The sequence below is a fragment of the Agrobacterium sp. LAD9 genome (assembly GCF_003031125.1).
GTDB classification, from domain to species: Bacteria; Pseudomonadota; Alphaproteobacteria; order Rhizobiales; family Rhizobiaceae; genus Agrobacterium; species Agrobacterium radiobacter.
On the sequence record NZ_PHGS01000029.1, the window covers coordinates 203,507 to 218,577 of the forward strand.

Sequence of the window (15,071 nt, forward strand, 5' to 3'; positions counted from 1 at the left end):
ACGGACGACAAAGACGGCGTTTGCGCGAAATTTCGACCGCCGGGTCCAATTCCGCTTCTTTTGGTGGGTTTTACTGGCGAGAGACTGGTGCATGACCAGTTCTCTTCCGCAGAAATGTCAAGGCATTGCGGAGAAAGACACAAGACTGCAAGGAAAGCGGTGCGCATTGGCTTTATTAGAGGATAGAGGCTCTTGCCCGACGTTTCGCATCCGCTTAGCGTCCCGCCACCACCACAGCCTATATATGAATAAATTTGCGGGTTCAGCATGGACAAAGGGCTTATTCTGATCGTCGAAGACGACCCTGATATCATTCAGATTCTGGACGCCTATCTCATTCGCGAAGGATACAGAACCGTCAGAGCCAGCGATGGAGAAACGGCGCTGACCCATTTCTCCATGTTGAGGCCGGATCTGGTTCTCCTCGACATCCGCCTGCCGAAATTCGATGGCATCGAGGTGTTGAACCGCATCCGGCGGGAACGGGAAACGCCCGTCATCATGGTCACCTCTCTTGCGGAGGATATGGACAAGCTGACCGGCCTTCGCCTCGGCGCTGACGATTACATCGTCAAACCTTTCAACCCGCATGAGTTGATCGCCCGGGTGAATGCCGTGCTGAAACGCACGCGACAGCCAGGCTCCGGCGGGGTTTTGCGCTTCGGGTCCATAGAAGTGGACACCGAAGCTTATGTCGCGGCCGTCTGCCATGGTGGAGAGCGGGCCGTTCTGCCCCTGACGCTGAGCGAGTTCCGGATCCTCGCCCATATGACGCGCCGTCCCACTCACGCCTTTCAGCGCGCCGACATTCTCGACGCCTGCCTGCCGGAAAGCGATGCGCTGGCGCGCACCATCGACACACATATCGCCAATCTGCGCAAGAAACTGACGGATCATGGCGCCTGCGGTTATCTGGTCTCGGTGCGCAGCGTCGGTTATCGGCTGGCCGGGGAGCAAAAACCATGAAGCCCTGGCGACTCCGCCTGCGCACGATGACGGCGATCACCATCACCACGATGCTCATCTTTGCCGTTGCTTTGGTCTATTTCGGCGTTTCCTGGTATGCGGACAACATTGAGGAGCGCATCATCGCCCAGCTGTCGCCCGATGCCGCCAAGGCCTTTTCGGATATCGACCTGGGCATGATGCCGGATCAACGCCAACTTCAAGCCCTTGTCGAGGTTTTGCCGGGCCTGGAGGATCAGGCAGATAACGAGCTTATCAAATCGGTGTTCGTCTTCGGATTGCTCGGTGTCTTCCTGTGCAGCTTGCTTGGTTATTTCATATCTCGGCGCATTGCCGCACCTCTCGGCGAACTTGCTGATGCCGCGCGGCGCATGGCGACCGGCAACTTCAGCGGCGGCGCAAAGATCAAGGCGAGCCCCATCGCCGAAGTCGCATTTCTGGTTGACAGTTTCGAGACTCTGACGCGGGAACTTCAGATGATGGAACGCCGGCTGAAGTTCAACACGATGGCGGTGGCCCACGAGCTGCGCACCCCACTCACGATCCTGCGGGGCCGTTTGCACGGCATCGCGGATGATGTCTTTCCCCTCGACAAGCAAGCCATTCGCCACCTCATCGTCCATGTTGAGGGACTGGCGCGTCTTGTTGACGATTTGCGCACGCTTTCGCTGGCGGAAACCAACAGTCTCGTCAAAGACACCGAACCGCTTGATCTCGCCGCCGAATGCGCGGCGGTGGCTGAAGCGGCCCGGCCACTGATGGATGAGGTCGGCATTGATCTCGATATGTCGCTGGAGCCCGCACCCGTTTGCGGCGATCGACAACGCCTTCGGCAGCTTCTGCTGATTCTGATGGATAATGTGCGCCGCTACGCGGCGAGCGGCGGGTTTCTGCGTTGTTCGACCGGGCTTCAGGACGGGCGCGCCTTTGTCGCGATCGAGGATAAAGGGCCGGGCTTTCCCGCTGGCGTCGAGGCGCACGGCATCGAACTCTTCTGGCGGACGGAACCGTCGCGCGCGCGCAAAACCGGTGGCACCGGTCTCGGCCTGTCGATTGCCCGCGCAATCGCACGGGCGCATGACAGCGATCTGCAGATAAAGGCGCGGCCGGATGGCGGAACTATCGTGACGATTGTATTCGGGGAAGCCTCCTAAAATCTCCCGGCCAACCGTCTCTTTGCGGTTGCTTGTTTTTGCGCTGAGGCGACGAACCGGTCTTCACATGGGACAGGCCGTTTCTCGACAGAATCTTGACAATTCCAGCGCATGCCCCGGCTGAACGCAATGTTCTGCCGGAAGCCCATTTATGTCGCGCATTCAAGATGCTGCCGTTCTGGCAGAGAAACTCCCGGTCACGGATGATGTGGCCGAGACAGTTTCGGAAACACCCCGTTTTTTGTTGTTCTGGAGAATTATGACCTTTGCCCGACGCGCCTACTGGAAGCGGACGGTCCTTTTCTGGCTGCGTTTTGCGATCAATCCATTGGTCACCTTTCGGTGGTGGCGGTTTCTGGCGGATTTTTCAACAGAGCGAAAATTACCGCTCCCGCATGACGACCTTCTCCAGAAACCCCTGTCGAAACTCCTCATCAATAAAGTTTCCCAGACGAGACGGCTGGCTCTTCTCATGGATAATTTCGCAATTGCGGACCGGCATTTTTCCAGGAGCGTGATGGCCGGGCTGTGGGCGGGAAAAACCATTGATATGGGCACCGTTTGCGGCCGGAACGATGAATATCGATGCATACTGGCCTTGGCGGATTGTTGCGGCGGCCGACACGAGGGTGCGTTTTCCATCAGACTCATGGATAGCCATGACAACACCGTTCTGTGGACGGCAACGTTCACTTTCGTTGAAGGGCGCGAGACACAGAACCACACGATTGTCGTTGGCGGCATGCAGGGCCCACGCGCCGCGAAGGAACAAATGGTGTCGATGACGCGCGATCTCTCGGGACTTCGTCCCAAGGAGGCTGCATTGATGGTTCTGCAAGGTCTCGCTGGTGAGGGTGCACATGACTATTTCGCTGTCGCCCACTCCAGACACCCCATCCGCTACCGGCGCGCCCGACGGCAAAAAATGATGGTTTCGGACATCGATGCATTCTGGCGGGAACGCTCTGGCGAGCCGGATGAAATATTCGGTTTCAAAGTGCCCTTCTCCAGCCTTGAGGGTGGAGACAAACGCAGCCAAATGAAGTCCTCTTTTTTCAGCCTCGGCAAACGTCTCGCCGAGGCCGGAGTAAACGAAAGCGCCTGAGGCTCGTCCCAGGTTGCCTGGGACTTCGCGCTAACCATGGGCAGGTTTTCGCGCCGGACCGAAGATCATGAAACTGATGGCGGCAAGGAACCAGACGCTGGTGCCGGCATAAAGCATGACCAGACCAAAACCGTCCGCAAGCGCCTGATGGACGAGCTCTTCCGAAACACCCTGCGCCGCGCCGGCGGTGCCCGCCGCGATCTTTTCCGCAAGCGACTGCAACGCATTGATGTCAGCACCTGATGGCAGGTTTGCCAGAAGCGAAGCCCGGACGCCCTCGACCAGAATAAAGCCCATGATCGGGATGTTGATGGCGAGCGAGATCATGCGCGCGCTCATGTCGATACCCGAAGCCATGCCGGAACGAGCGGGGGAAACCGCCCCCGTGGTGGTGTTGGTAACAGGCGTATTGGTCAGTCCGAGCCCGATACCGGCAAGGATGCAGCCGGGCAGCATGGTGAGCCAGCTCGCACTTTCGATGCCGCTTCCCAATTTCATCAACATGAAACCGAGGCCGATGGTGAACAGCCCGGCCGGTATGACGAGGCGCGGCTGGTAGCGCAACGACAGGCGCTCCGCCAAAGGCGGCACCACCAGCGCCGGCAACGTATAGGCAAGCAGGCCGAGGCCGGCGGTGACGCTGTCATAACCGAGGCCTGCCTGAAACCAGATCGGCAGATAGATCATGAACGGCCAGAAGCTGATGTTCATCGCCGCCGAACCGATGATCGCCCCGGAAAAAGGCCGGATGCGGAAGACGGAGAAGTCGAACATCGGTCGCGTGTTGAGCTTTTCAGCGAACACGAAGGCGATGAAGCTCGCAACCGAGACGCCAAGGATCAGAAGCGCCGCCGGGCCCACAAAACCGAGTTCGGGTCCCTGCGTGATGAAAAAGGCAAGGCAAAAAACGGCAACCGAGAGCGTGACCATGCCGGCAATATCGAGACGCGCCGCTTCCGGATCTCGCGATTCTCCCACACCACCGGCGGCGAGCAGCCATGTTCCCACGCCAAGGGCGACGTGAACGAGGAACACCCATTCCCAGCTCCACAGCGCGACGATGGCGCCGCCGATGATCGGGCCGAAACCCAGCCCCACGCCCGAGACGATGCCCCACCAGCCGAACGCCATGCCGCGTTCACGGGCCGTGCGGAACTGATGCGACAGGATGGCGATCTGGCACACCAGCATCGCCCCGCCGCTCAGTCCCTGCAGGAAACGCGCGCCGATCAGCACCGAGACGTTTTCCGTCATTCCGCAGGCGAGAGAGGACAGCGAGAAAGCGGCGATGCTGGCGATGAAGACACGTTTGCGGCCGAAGCGATCGGCCAGCGCGCCCGTCGCCATCAGCACCATCGTCACGCCGATCGTATAGGCATTCATGATCCACTGAAGCTGCCGGAAATCCGCGTGCAGCACCTGTTCGAGGGTTGGCAGGATCGCCGGAACGCTGGAAATTTCCAGTCCGAACATCAGGGCGGAGAGACAGACGGCAGCGAGCGCCATGGCGCTTCTGCTGCCCGCTGGTGCGGTAACGGCAAGGGTCATTCTTCAGCCTTTCATGGATCGGCGCGCAATGGCGAAAACCGATCTGTGGAGGAGGCAGGCTAGACAAAGCTTGACCATAACTGAATTGGATGATTGGCTATTTCAGAGACAACAAATCGGAATAATCGACATGAGCACGCTGGATGTTGAGGCCGTCGAGGCCTTCGTCACCATCGCCGATATGCAGAGCTTCACCCGCGCTGCCGAAGCGCTCGGCACCACCCAGGGCGCCATCAGCGTCAAGCTCAAACGGCTGGAGGACAGGCTCGGCCAGCGGCTGCTCGAACGCACACCCCGCTCCGTGCGGCTATCCGCACAGGGTGCGGTATTTCTGGCACCCGCCCGCGAGTTTCTCGCCGCGCATGATCGGGCTCTTGCAGGGCTTTCCTCGCCGCGCCGCCGTTTCGGCCTTGGTATTGCCGCCCATGTGGCGGGACCGGAGGTTCCGACCCTTCTTGCACGTCTCAACGACCACGACCCCGGGCTTACGATTGAAGTGCGCATGGATCATTCCCGATCCCTGCTAGATGCCTTCGACCGCGGGGAGATCGATGCGGCGATCATCCGCCGCGAAGACGACAGGCGCGACGGCGAGGTGCTCGGGCCGGAACATTTCGGCTGGTATGCAACCCCGCAATTCGAACACCGTCAGGGTGAACCGCTGCGGCTGGCGGCGCTCTCACCCGCCTGTGGTGTGCGTGACATCGCCACCCGCGCCCTGGATGCGGCGGCGATTGCGTGGACGGAGGTGTTTCTTGGCGGCACATCGTCGATGGTAACCGCAGCCGTCTCGGCCGGGCTTGCGGTTTCCGCCTTCTCCTCCCGTCTTGCACCACCCGGCACGGTGGAGGTCAGCCAGCGTTTTGGCCTGCCGCCCCTGCCCTCTACCGAAATCATCATGTTCTCGACCCTGACGGACAGCAGATCCCGGGAAGCGTTACGCACGCTCGCCGCCGCCTTTCGCGAGCATCGGCCGGGATCGTGACGCAAGCCGCCTGACATCGGTTAGGCGCCGAACACTTCCGGCGGCAGCTTTCCGCCCTTCAGGAGATGTTGCAGTGTATAGGAAACCGAAAGCGCGTCATCGAGCGCATCGTGTCCCTGCAATGGCGGATGCTCGACGCCGTAATAATCGGCCAGCCTGTTGCTTGGCGTTTTTGCCAGATCCTCCACCGGCATTCCCGCTGCAAGCAGAAGTTTGACGGCGTTGTCGAAACGGCCGGCGGGCATGGGCGGCTGGATGCCGGCGACATAACAGCTGATCGCCACCATGTTCAGCTCGTCCTTGCCCCATGACCAGCATCGGGCGCCTTGCGTGAAACTGTCGAAGCTTGAAAGGGCCTCCTGCAAGGGAACGCCTTCCGCTTCGATGATCTCCTCGGTGATACCCGTCAGCCGGGTGAAGAAAGGATCGATCGCGTATCTTCCGCCATGGCGGTCGATCGGAGATATATAGGCTTTATAGGTCCCCAGAAGCGGAAAATCGCCCTCCAGCCCGAGCTTGACGGCGCCGATCTGCGCGATGACCGGATCCGGGTCATGGGCCGCGCACCAGAACCTGCGCTGCGACCCCTCAAGGCAGAGGAACTCGCAGTCGAATATGATCGCCTTTTTCATCGTCAGCACTCCCGTCCACATGTTAACCGCGGCAAGGTCGCTCGGCCCAACGTCGCGACCACGCGCAAACCATAGCATTCTTAACGGGGCGCGCCATCATGTGCGGGTGTGCCGGGAAGGCGCCGCCTCGCTTGCAAATTAATGCCGCCTGCTTGTCGACAATTCCCGGCGGAAAATTTAGCATCGAACGAAAATGACACGGCCGATGTCTCTCTCGGTCCAATCGCCGCAGCGGAGACCTCATGTCCCTTCCCCAGAAAATCGGCTTTATCGGAACCGGCGCCATTACCGATGCAATGGTACGGGGCCTGCTCGCCAGGCCTACCGCCTTGCCGCATGTCATGGTGTCCCAGCGCAGCGCGGATATCTCGGCCAGGCTTGCAGTCGATTTTCCGCAGGTGATCATCTCCGGCGACAATCAGGCGATCGTCGATGGCTGCGATACCGTCATGCTCGCGATCCGTCCGCAGATCGCCGAAGAGGTCATCCGGCCTCTCCGGTTCCGCGACGGGCAGAAGGTCATCAGCGTCGTGGCGGCAACCAGCCGCGAGTCGCTTCTGGACTGGATCGGCGCGGATGTGCGTCTCACCCAGGCAATCCCGCTACCCTTCGTCGCCCGGCGCAAGGGCGTCACCGCCATCTATCCCGCTGATACGGATACTGCCGCAATCTTCAACGTGCTCGGCAATGCGGTGGAATGCGAGACCAAGGCGGAATACGACCTTCTGGCCGCGGCCAGCGCTCTGATGGCCACCTATTTCGGAATTATGCAAACCACGACGGAATGGCTGGCCGAGAACGGTCTGCCGGAAGAAAAGGCGCGCGCTTATCTTGCCCCCCTCTTCGCCGGCCTCTCCGAGGTGGCGGTGCTTGCTGGAAGCAAGGCGGATTTCAACGAGATCAGCCGTGAGTTCGCGACAAAAGGCGGCCTCAACGAGCAGGTGCTGCTGGACTTCGACGGCAAGGGCGGCTCAGGGGCGCTGAAAGACGCATTGAGCCGCGTGCTGGAGCGGATTACGCAATAGCCGGACAGGTGCAACGGCAACAACAAAAAAGGGGCCTTTCGGCCCCTTTCTGTCTTATGCCTTCCCCGGACGGTTGATTGTTAGGAAGTGCCGCACGACAGGCTTTTCCAGTCCGGAATGGTAAGCCAGCACCTTGCCCTGCAAATCCGCGTCGGCATGGGAAACCCGCTTGTGCTGGCGCAGATGTTCAGCCCAGGATTCCACCATGAACCATTCGACAATCTTCTGCGGATCGGCGGAGTCTTCCGTCACGCCCCAGCCATAGGCGCCATCGCGGCGACGTTCCTGGGAGAGTTCGTCCAGCGCATGCAGGAAATCGGAACGGTGATGCTTTTCGACATTATATTCGATCAGGATCAGAACCGGGCCGCGATCATGAGCTACCGGCTCGGCAACGAGCGGTTCGGGCCAATGGTTGGACGGCACCATATCCGCATCGCCCGCAGGCAGTTTCAGACGGTGCATGACGAGGCCCGCAACCAGCAATCCCGCAGCGCCGATCAGCAACGCACCCGGCACGCCTGTGGCTTCACCAACAGCACCCCAGCCAAGGCTGCCGGCCGTCATCGCGCCATTGAAGACGGTGAGATAGACGGCAAGGCCACGGCCACGCACCCAGTTCGGCAGAACTGCCTGGGCTGCGCCATTCAGCGTCGTCAGCGCCGTGATCCATGCGCCACCGAGGAACAGCAGGATGATGATGGCAAGCCACTTTGGCGGTGCGAAGGACAGTCCAGCCATGACGAGCGCAGTCGTGAGAGCCGCACCCAGCAACAGGGCATCGGCATCGAAACGTTCGCGCAGCTTCGGCATGACCAGCGCGCCGCAGATGGCGCCGGCACCGACGGCACCGAGCAGGATACCGTAGAAGCTCGCATCTCCACCGAGCAGTTGCCGGGCGACCAGAGGGAGCAGCGCCCAGACAGCACTGGCGAATGCAAAGAAGATCGCTGCCCGCAGCAGGACGACATGCAGCGGCTTGCTGGCGCGGGTATAACGAAGGCCCGCCCGGAATGCGCCGAAGAAACCTTCCGCCAGTGCATCATTGGCGTTCTTTGCCCGTGGCCACCACAGAAGGGCGGCGATAACCACGAAATAGCTGGCGACATCAGCGCCATAGGTAAAGGCCGCCCCGAAGGCCGCGAGCAGGATGCCGCCGGCGGCCGGGCCGATGGAACGGGCGATGTTGATGCCGAGCGAGTTCAGCGCCACGGCGCTCTTGATATCCTCACGTTTCACCAGCTCCGGCACGATGGCCTGCCAGGTCGGGCCCATCAGCGCGGCGCCGGTGCCGCCGAGGAAGGTGAGACCGATCAGCGCGCTGACGGACAACAGGCCGGTTTGGGCCAGAACCATGAGGGTGACGCTGACGGAGGCCAGCAACAGCTGCACGGCGATCAGGAATTTGCGGCGGTCGAGAATATCGGTCAGCACGCCGGCCGGAATTGCCAGAAGAAAGATCGGCAGCGTCCCTGCCGCCTGAACCATGGCGACGGCCGCCGGCGAGGCCGAAAGATCGGTCATCAGCCATGAACTGGCGACATCGCGCATGAAACTGCCGGTATTGCCGAGCACCGTCGCGGCCCAGAGGACGGCGAAAACTGGTTGCGCAAGAGGAGCAAAGCTGCTCGCCGAGGATTTTGCGGCACTCATTTGCCTGTTCCTTTCGTGAGATCGATTGCGGCGACGATGATGAAGGCGCCGGCAAGGCCAAGATGCTCGAAGAAGGCGTTGGTGGCCATCATGCGGTCCATGCCGGGCGCCATTTCCCAGAAGCGAAGAGCGATGAAGGTGGCCAGAAGCGTGAAGCCCGCAAGTGCCAGAGCACCTGCCCAACGCAGGAAGCCCGACACCACCAATGCGGAGGCGGTGAGTTCGAACAGGATGACGACGACGGCGAATGCGGCCGCCGGCTGAAGGCCAAAATGGTTCATCTCGGCGATCGCGCCGGGGAAGTCGAAGATCTTGGTCAGCGGCCCCTGAATATAGGCCGAGCAAAGCGCCAGAAGCGCAAGGGTCTTTGTGGCGGGGGCGGCAACGACATTTGCGAGGAAGCCGCGAAGGCGAAGGGTTGAAGATGGCTCGGTCATTTTTTGCTCCTGCGATCTGGCCGGTCGGTTCGAGCGGCGCTGCGTTCATGTGATGGAGCGATATTGGCGCAAAGGATTACCGCCAACAATTGCATCAATAGTTTCTATATAATTGCGAATTTTGTAATATTCTTTTTATCGCCGGATCTTTCGCAGACAACGGGCAGCGGCAATCCACTGCCCGTTGGATTTCTCTTGCCAATCAGCCTCAGACCGCCCAGCAGGAGCAGCCGAGAGCGCCGAAAAAGCCCTTCAGATCGGCAATCGGCAGTTTCGACGTCCAGGCGCCGGCATGGTCGTGACCATGCACACCGCAATCACTGGCACAGCCGCAAGACGAGATCGCCGCCCGTCTGAGCGAGTTCTTTCCGGCACCCTGCGGCTCACCCCAGGCGGCATAACCACCGAAGGTTCGCACAGGCGACCAGTCGGGCATCGCCGGCGGAATATTGCTTTCATCAAGCGTCCTGAAGTCGCCGGCGCCATAGACGATCTTGCCGCCGACCATGGTCAGTTCGGATGTAAGGAAGGAGATTTCATCCTCCGCGCAGGAGAAATAATCCTTGTCCGGCACCACGAGATCGGCGAACTGGCCTTTTTCGATGCGGCCCTTCTTGCCTTCCTCGTTGGAGAACCAGGTGACTTTTTCGGTCCACATGCGCAGCGCCGTCTCGCGGTCGAGGCAGTTGGCGCGCGGATAAAGCTGCATGCCGCCCACCGTCTTGCCCGTCACCATCCAGAACAGCGACACCCACGGATTATAGGAGGCGACGCGCGTTGCATCCGTACCGGCCGAAACGTTCACGCCCTTTTCCAGCATCCGCGCAATCGGCGGTGTGGCCTCCGCCACGCCCTGACCATACCGTTCAACGAAATATTCGCCCTGATAGGCCATGCGGTGCTGGGTTGCGATGCCGCCGCCAAGCGCGGCGATGCGGTCGATCGAGCGGTCGGAGATGGTTTCGGCATGATCAAAAAACCAGTTCAACCCTTCGAGCGGGATATCCCGGTTGACCTTTTCGAAGACATCCAGCGCCCGCGAAATGGTCTCGTCATAGGTGGCGTGCAGACGCCAGGGCCAGCGGTTTTCCGCCAGAATCCGGACAACGTCTTCAAGCTCGCCTTCCATTTCCGGCGGCATGTCCGGCCGTGGCTGGCGGAAATCCTCGAAATCGGCAGCGGAAAAGACCAGCATTTCGCCTGCACCATTGTGCCGGAAGTAGTCGTTACCCTGCTTGTATTTGACCGATGACGTCCAGTTGAGGAAGTCCTCCTTCTCCTGCTTCGGCTTCTGGGTGAAGAGGTTGTAGGCCAGCCGAACCGTCATCTGGTTCTCATCCGACAGCTTCTGGATCACTTCGTAATCATCAGGGTAATTCTGGAAGCCGCCGCCCGCGTCGATCACGCCGGTCACACCCAGCCTGTTCAGCTCGCGCATGAAGTGGCGCGTGGAATTGACCTGATAATCGAGAGGCAGCTTCGGCCCCTTGGCGAGCGTCGAATAGAGGATGCCGGCATTCGGCTTGGCGAGCAGCAGGCCGGTCGGATTGCCATTCGCATCGCGGGTGATCTCGCCACCAGGCGGGTTCGGCGTATCCTTGGTGTAACCGACGGCGCGAAGTGCTGCGCCGTTCAGCAGCGCCCGGTCATAAAGATGCAACAGGAAGACCGGCGTATCCGGCGCCACCGCATTGATTTCCTCGATGGTCGGCAGGCGCTTTTCAACGAATTGATGCTCGGTGAAACCGCCCACGACCCGCACCCATTGCGGGGCCGGGGTAATAGCCACCTGACGCTTCAGCATGTCCATGGCATCTGCAAGCGAGCGCACGCCATCCCAGCGCAGTTCCATGTTGAAGTTCAGGCCGCCGCGCACGACGTGGGTGTGGTTGTCGATCAGGCCGGGCAGAACCCGCTTGCCCTTCAGGTCGATGATCTTCGTATCCGGCCCGGCAAGGGCCATAACCTCGGCATCGCTTCCCACTTCCAGAAACAGGCCATCCTTGATGGCCACTGCCGTTGCATTCGGATTGCCGCGGTCGAGCGTCGTGACGCGGCCGTTGTGAAGGATCGTATCTGGGTGCATGGAAGAACCTCCGGTCTTGATGAGATCAGCGGCCTTAGCCGGTGAAAACAGATTCGGAAAGGCAAGGCTCGAAGCCGCGCCAAGAAAGGTGCGTCGTGTCGGCATCAGCTTCTCTCCCGGTTGATAGGCTGTTTGACCTCGGCAAGGCCAGTTGTTTCAGCGCCACCCTTCGGCATATGGCCGAACATATGCGGCTTGATCTGGTTGATCCACGAAACCACGGCCGGCTCCTTGCCGACGATGGTCTTCGCGAGGGGGATGATCTGCTCTCCAACCAATATGCCGAGCAGACCGACGAGAGCAATGACGGGCGGTGCAGGAGAACGCACATTAAGCAGGCTGTAAACGATGCCGACCAGCAGACCGGCGCCAAGGGACAGAAGATAGACTTTCATCGAAACCTCCTCGCTGGGTGAAAGCCGCACCGGACTGGATGGCGATCCTGCCGGTGCGGCGTGGTTGAAAGCTTATTTCTTGGCCGGGTTGGGGCCGATGCGCTTGCCGTGCTTCACGCGTTCTTCACCGCCATGGACATGGGTGACGGCATAATCGATGCCCATGCCGTAAGCGCCGGAATGTTCCTTCACCAGCGTGGTGACGGCGTCATAGGTTTCCTTGCGTGCCCAGTCGCGCTGCCATTCGAGCAGCACCTGCTGCCAGGTCACGGGAATGATACCGGCCTGCACCATGCGGTCCATCGCATATTTATGCGCGTCGAGAGAAGTACCACCGGAGGCGTCCGCCACCATGTAGATCTCGTAGTCCGCGACATCATGGAGAGCCGAGAGTGCGAAGGTGGTGTTGCAGACTTCCGTCCACAGGCCGGAGACGACAATCTTCTTGCGGCCACCGGCGGCGTTCTTGGCCAGCGCATCGCGAACATTCTGGTCGTCCCAGGAATTCATCGAGGTACGCTCGAGAATGTCGTTTTCCGGGAAGACCGCGAGCAGCTCCGGAAAGGTGTTACCGGAGAAGCTTTCCGTTTCGACCGTGGTGATGGTCGTCGGGATGTTGAAGATCTTTGCCGCCTTGGCGAGGCCGACGACATTGTTCTTCAGGGTCTGGCGATCGATCGACTGCACACCGAAAGCCATCTGCGGCTGCTGGTCGATGAAGATGAGCTGGCTGTTGGCGGGGGTAAGGACTTCGAGCTTGGACATTTTCAGTTCTCCGTTCAGGTGGTGATTGCCGATCTACGGCGGTGGAAACTAGGAAGGCTTCGCCGGTCGGCTGCCCGGCAGGGGCAGCCGTCTTGAAAAGTATAAATCTGTTTTGGTCAGTGGATGCGGATCAGAGACCCGCTTTATGCCGCAAGGGGAGCGAGGTTGGCCTCGATCTGGTTGCGGAAAGGCTCGTAGCGGCTCGGCAGCTTGAGCGCTTCGCCCAGATGCGCGGTATCCTCGTCACGGTCGAAACCGGGTTCATTGGTGGCGACTTCGAACAGAATGCCGCCCGGCGTGCGGAAATAGATCGCCCAGAAATAATCGCGGTCGATGACGGGGGTGACCTGATAGCCCGTATCCATCAGCGCCTTGCGCACTTCCAGCTGCTTTTCGCGGTTTTCGACTGCGAAAGCGATATGGTGGACCGAACCTGCCCCCGGACGGGCAAAGGGCGTCTTCGGCAGGGCCGCAAGATCGATCGTGTCGGCCCCGTTGCCGCCGGGAATGATGAAGCGCGTCACATTGCCTTCAGCATCAGCCCGTTCATAGCCCATGAAACGAAGGAGTTCCTCAGTCGCGGCCGTGTCGTTCAGATTGAAGCGCGCGCCGGTGAAGCCGCGTATGGCGCTGTCTTCGGAAATACCCTCGGCCAGCCAGGGGGCACGGGCATCATTGTCCGTTTCGATCAGCGCAAGGCCATCGCCATCGGGACCGGTGAAGCGCAGGCGCTCGGCGCCGAAGACCGTGTCGGCCTGAAGGCCGGCGGCACCTTTGGCAAGCAGACGCTCTTTCCAGAAGCCCAGCGAACCCTTGGGGATGGAAAACTGCGTCTCGCCCACCTCGCCGACGCCGGGACGGCCGGCCATCATGTTGGCGAAGGGAAAATAGGTCATGACCGTGCCGGGCGTTCCATTTTCGTCTCCGTAATAAAGGTGATAGACGCTGGGTTCGTCAAAGTTGACGGTTTTTTTGACCCGGCGCAGGCCGAGCGTATCGGTGAAGAAACTGTTGTTCTGCCGCGCATCCGACGCCATTGAGGTGACGTGGTGCAGGCCCTTGATATCCTTGATCATCGGCGGCGCCTTTCGTTGTTGGTGTGTCCGTTTCGATGGACAGAGATGTAACCCGCTTGATTGCATCGCGGAATTGCAATATTTCTCTCGAATGAATTGCGATTTTTGAAATAATAGAGATGAACGATCATAAAGCTCTGAAAACCTTTCTGATGGCGGCCGAAAAGCGCAACTTCGCGCAGGTCGCCCGTGAACTGGGCATGACGGCGGCCGCCGTCACCCGTGCGATTGCCGCGCTTGAAGATGATCTCGGTGTGCAATTATTTGTCCGAACCACCCGACAGGTTTCCTTGACGACGGACGGAGCCATCTTCGCCGCACAGATCCAGCCGGCGGTCGAGGCGCTGGAGAATGCCCGGCGCGATGTCCGCAACGCCCATAAGGCTGATGAGGGGCGGCTGAGGATCAGCGCGCCGACATGGCTCGGCAAGACGGTGCTGCCGCCGATCCTGTCGGGTTTCCGGGAACTCTATCCAAAAATGTGCTTCGAGATTTCCCTGTCGGACGGCCTGGTCAATATCGTGGATGACGATTACGATCTGGCGATCCGCATCTCGTCCGCCCCATCAGACAAATTCACCATCTGGCGCAAGATCAGGGCTGTGCCGAGAATATTGGTGGCGGCCCCGGGCAGCCGGTTCACGCAGATGGAACATCCAAGCGAACTGACCCCTGACGATTGCCTTGCCTATAGCGGCGAAAGCCGGCGGGAGAACTGGGTCCTGTCAGATGGCGGATCAAGCATCGCCATCTCGGCTGGCCGTGCATTCAGCGCCAATAGCGGCGAGGTTCTGGCCGACATGGCGGCGGAAGGCGCCGGCGTGGCCATGCTGCCGGGATTTAACATCGCCGAACATCTCCATAGCGGCCGGCTCGTTCATGTCCTGCCCGGCTGGGCGCCGCCCGAACTCTGGCTGACGCTTTATTATCCGCCCTATCAGGCACTGCCGCCCCGGATCGCAACCTTCTCGAAATTCTTCGAAGAGCAATTGCCGGCGCATATGGTGATGCTGGACTAGAGCCGGCAACCTTAACCCCGCCGACACGCAATTGGAGCGAGCCCTTCACCGGCTATCACCTCTATTATCCGAGCAGGCGTCAGATGTCTCCGGCGATGAAGGTGATCATCGACGCCCTGCGCCATCATGCCTGATACGGAGGGTTGACCTCCTATCGGAACAACCGCCCTGAACCCAAACCGGCCGGCATTCGTGGCGGATCATCGCGGCCCGCGTCTGTCCGTC

At 60.3% G+C, this 15,071-nt stretch carries 14 protein-coding genes and 1 pseudogene; 7 read left to right on the top strand and 8 right to left on the bottom strand.

The annotated features are described in order from the left end of the window. Window positions 1–267 precede the first annotated feature (267 nt). The 3 genes from DA915_RS26790 (at window position 268) to DA915_RS26800 (ending at window position 3,225) form a co-directional block, all read left to right on the top strand. Window positions 268–966, top strand: coding sequence for a response regulator (locus DA915_RS26790; RefSeq protein ID WP_107677798.1), 699 nt, complete (start codon window positions 268–270; stop codon window positions 964–966). Next, window positions 963–2,120 carry an ATP-binding protein gene (locus DA915_RS26795; RefSeq protein WP_107677799.1) on the top strand — a complete coding sequence of 386 codons (1,158 nt, stop codon included), beginning with the start codon at window positions 963–965 and terminating at the stop codon, window positions 2,118–2,120. The genes DA915_RS26790 and DA915_RS26795 overlap by 4 nt, the downstream gene beginning before the upstream one ends. A 151-nt stretch (window positions 2,121–2,271) precedes the next feature. Further along, window positions 2,272–3,225 carry a DUF535 family protein gene (locus tag DA915_RS26800; protein ID WP_107677800.1) on the top strand — a complete coding sequence of 318 codons (954 nt, stop codon included), beginning with the start codon at window positions 2,272–2,274 and terminating at the stop codon, window positions 3,223–3,225. Between the two features lie 30 nt (window positions 3,226–3,255). Here DA915_RS26800 and DA915_RS26805 read toward each other — a convergent pair whose 3' ends face one another. Beyond that, complete coding sequence (locus DA915_RS26805; protein ID WP_080864637.1) at window positions 3,256–4,773, bottom strand: MFS transporter; 1,518 nt, start codon at window positions 4,771–4,773, stop codon at window positions 3,256–3,258. 130 nt (window positions 4,774–4,903) lie between these two features. On the opposite strand from DA915_RS26805, the gene DA915_RS26810 reads away from it, so the two are divergent. Next, complete coding sequence (locus DA915_RS26810; RefSeq protein WP_003522061.1) at window positions 4,904–5,758, top strand: LysR family transcriptional regulator; 855 nt, start codon at window positions 4,904–4,906, stop codon at window positions 5,756–5,758. A gap of 20 nt (window positions 5,759–5,778) precedes the next feature. On the opposite strand, the gene DA915_RS26815 is transcribed toward DA915_RS26810, so the two are convergent. After that, entirely contained in the window at window positions 5,779–6,390 is a 612-nt protein-coding gene (locus DA915_RS26815) for a 3'-5' exonuclease (protein ID WP_107677801.1), read from the bottom strand. A 242-nt stretch (window positions 6,391–6,632) separates the two neighbouring features. On the opposite strand from DA915_RS26815, the gene DA915_RS26820 reads away from it, so the two are divergent. Beyond that, a complete protein-coding gene (locus DA915_RS26820; protein ID WP_060723765.1) occupies window positions 6,633–7,415 on the top strand; it encodes a pyrroline-5-carboxylate reductase in 783 nt (260 codons plus the stop codon). Between the two features lie 54 nt (window positions 7,416–7,469). Here DA915_RS26820 and DA915_RS26825 read toward each other — a convergent pair whose 3' ends face one another. The 6 genes from DA915_RS26825 to DA915_RS26850 form a co-directional block, all read right to left on the bottom strand. Next, a complete protein-coding gene (locus DA915_RS26825; protein ID WP_107677802.1) occupies window positions 7,470–9,068 on the bottom strand; it encodes an MFS transporter in 1,599 nt (532 codons plus the stop codon). Beyond that, window positions 9,065–9,505 carry a DoxX family protein gene (locus tag DA915_RS26830; RefSeq protein WP_020813628.1) on the bottom strand — a complete coding sequence of 147 codons (441 nt, stop codon included), beginning with the start codon at window positions 9,503–9,505 and terminating at the stop codon, window positions 9,065–9,067. The genes DA915_RS26825 and DA915_RS26830 overlap by 4 nt, the downstream gene beginning before the upstream one ends. A gap of 208 nt (window positions 9,506–9,713) precedes the next feature. Then, window positions 9,714–11,696, bottom strand: coding sequence for an amidohydrolase (locus DA915_RS26835; RefSeq protein ID WP_107677803.1), 1,983 nt, complete (start codon window positions 11,694–11,696; stop codon window positions 9,714–9,716). Further along, entirely contained in the window at window positions 11,696–11,986 is a 291-nt protein-coding gene (locus DA915_RS26840; RefSeq protein WP_020813626.1) for a XapX domain-containing protein, read from the bottom strand. The genes DA915_RS26835 and DA915_RS26840 overlap by 1 nt, the downstream gene beginning before the upstream one ends. A gap of 72 nt (window positions 11,987–12,058) precedes the next feature. Further along, a complete protein-coding gene (locus DA915_RS26845) occupies window positions 12,059–12,751 on the bottom strand; it encodes a hydrolase (RefSeq protein WP_107677804.1) in 693 nt (230 codons plus the stop codon). A 143-nt stretch (window positions 12,752–12,894) separates the two neighbouring features. After that, a complete protein-coding gene (locus DA915_RS26850) occupies window positions 12,895–13,827 on the bottom strand; it encodes a VOC family protein (RefSeq protein ID WP_020813625.1) in 933 nt (310 codons plus the stop codon). Window positions 13,828–13,946: 119 nt separating this feature from the next. On the opposite strand from DA915_RS26850, the gene DA915_RS26855 reads away from it, so the two are divergent. Together DA915_RS26855 and DA915_RS29350 are read left to right on the top strand one after the other, a co-directional pair. Then, entirely contained in the window at window positions 13,947–14,846 is a 900-nt protein-coding gene (locus DA915_RS26855) for a LysR family transcriptional regulator (protein WP_107677805.1), read from the top strand. A gap of 29 nt (window positions 14,847–14,875) precedes the next feature. Then, window positions 14,876–14,980: pseudogene (locus tag DA915_RS29350) on the top strand (LysR family transcriptional regulator); the annotation flags it as partial. Between the last annotated feature and the right edge of the window lie 91 nt (window positions 14,981–15,071).

What these genes read in the sequence shown, in the direction of transcription:
- DA915_RS26790 (WP_107677798.1), top strand. Translation starts at nt 268, where the DNA reads ATGGACAAAGGGCTTATTCTGATCGTCGAAGACGACCCTGATATCATT.
- DA915_RS26795 (WP_107677799.1), top strand. Translation starts at nt 963, where the DNA reads ATGAAGCCCTGGCGACTCCGCCTGCGCACGATGACGGCGATCACCATC.
- DA915_RS26800 (WP_107677800.1), top strand. Translation starts at nt 2,272, where the DNA reads ATGTCGCGCATTCAAGATGCTGCCGTTCTGGCAGAGAAACTCCCGGTC.
- DA915_RS26805 (WP_080864637.1), bottom strand. Translation starts at nt 4,773, where the DNA reads ATGACCCTTGCCGTTACCGCACCAGCGGGCAGCAGAAGCGCCATGGCG.
- DA915_RS26810 (WP_003522061.1), top strand. Translation starts at nt 4,904, where the DNA reads ATGAGCACGCTGGATGTTGAGGCCGTCGAGGCCTTCGTCACCATCGCC.
- DA915_RS26815 (WP_107677801.1), bottom strand. Translation starts at nt 6,390, where the DNA reads ATGAAAAAGGCGATCATATTCGACTGCGAGTTCCTCTGCCTTGAGGGG.
- DA915_RS26820 (WP_060723765.1), top strand. Translation starts at nt 6,633, where the DNA reads ATGTCCCTTCCCCAGAAAATCGGCTTTATCGGAACCGGCGCCATTACC.
- DA915_RS26825 (WP_107677802.1), bottom strand. Translation starts at nt 9,068, where the DNA reads ATGAGTGCCGCAAAATCCTCGGCGAGCAGCTTTGCTCCTCTTGCGCAA.
- DA915_RS26830 (WP_020813628.1), bottom strand. Translation starts at nt 9,505, where the DNA reads ATGACCGAGCCATCTTCAACCCTTCGCCTTCGCGGCTTCCTCGCAAAT.
- DA915_RS26835 (WP_107677803.1), bottom strand. Translation starts at nt 11,696, where the DNA reads ATGCCGACACGACGCACCTTTCTTGGCGCGGCTTCGAGCCTTGCCTTT.
- DA915_RS26840 (WP_020813626.1), bottom strand. Translation starts at nt 11,986, where the DNA reads ATGAAAGTCTATCTTCTGTCCCTTGGCGCCGGTCTGCTGGTCGGCATC.
- DA915_RS26845 (WP_107677804.1), bottom strand. Translation starts at nt 12,751, where the DNA reads ATGTCCAAGCTCGAAGTCCTTACCCCCGCCAACAGCCAGCTCATCTTC.
- DA915_RS26850 (WP_020813625.1), bottom strand. Translation starts at nt 13,827, where the DNA reads ATGATCAAGGATATCAAGGGCCTGCACCACGTCACCTCAATGGCGTCG.
- DA915_RS26855 (WP_107677805.1), top strand. Translation starts at nt 13,947, where the DNA reads ATGAACGATCATAAAGCTCTGAAAACCTTTCTGATGGCGGCCGAAAAG.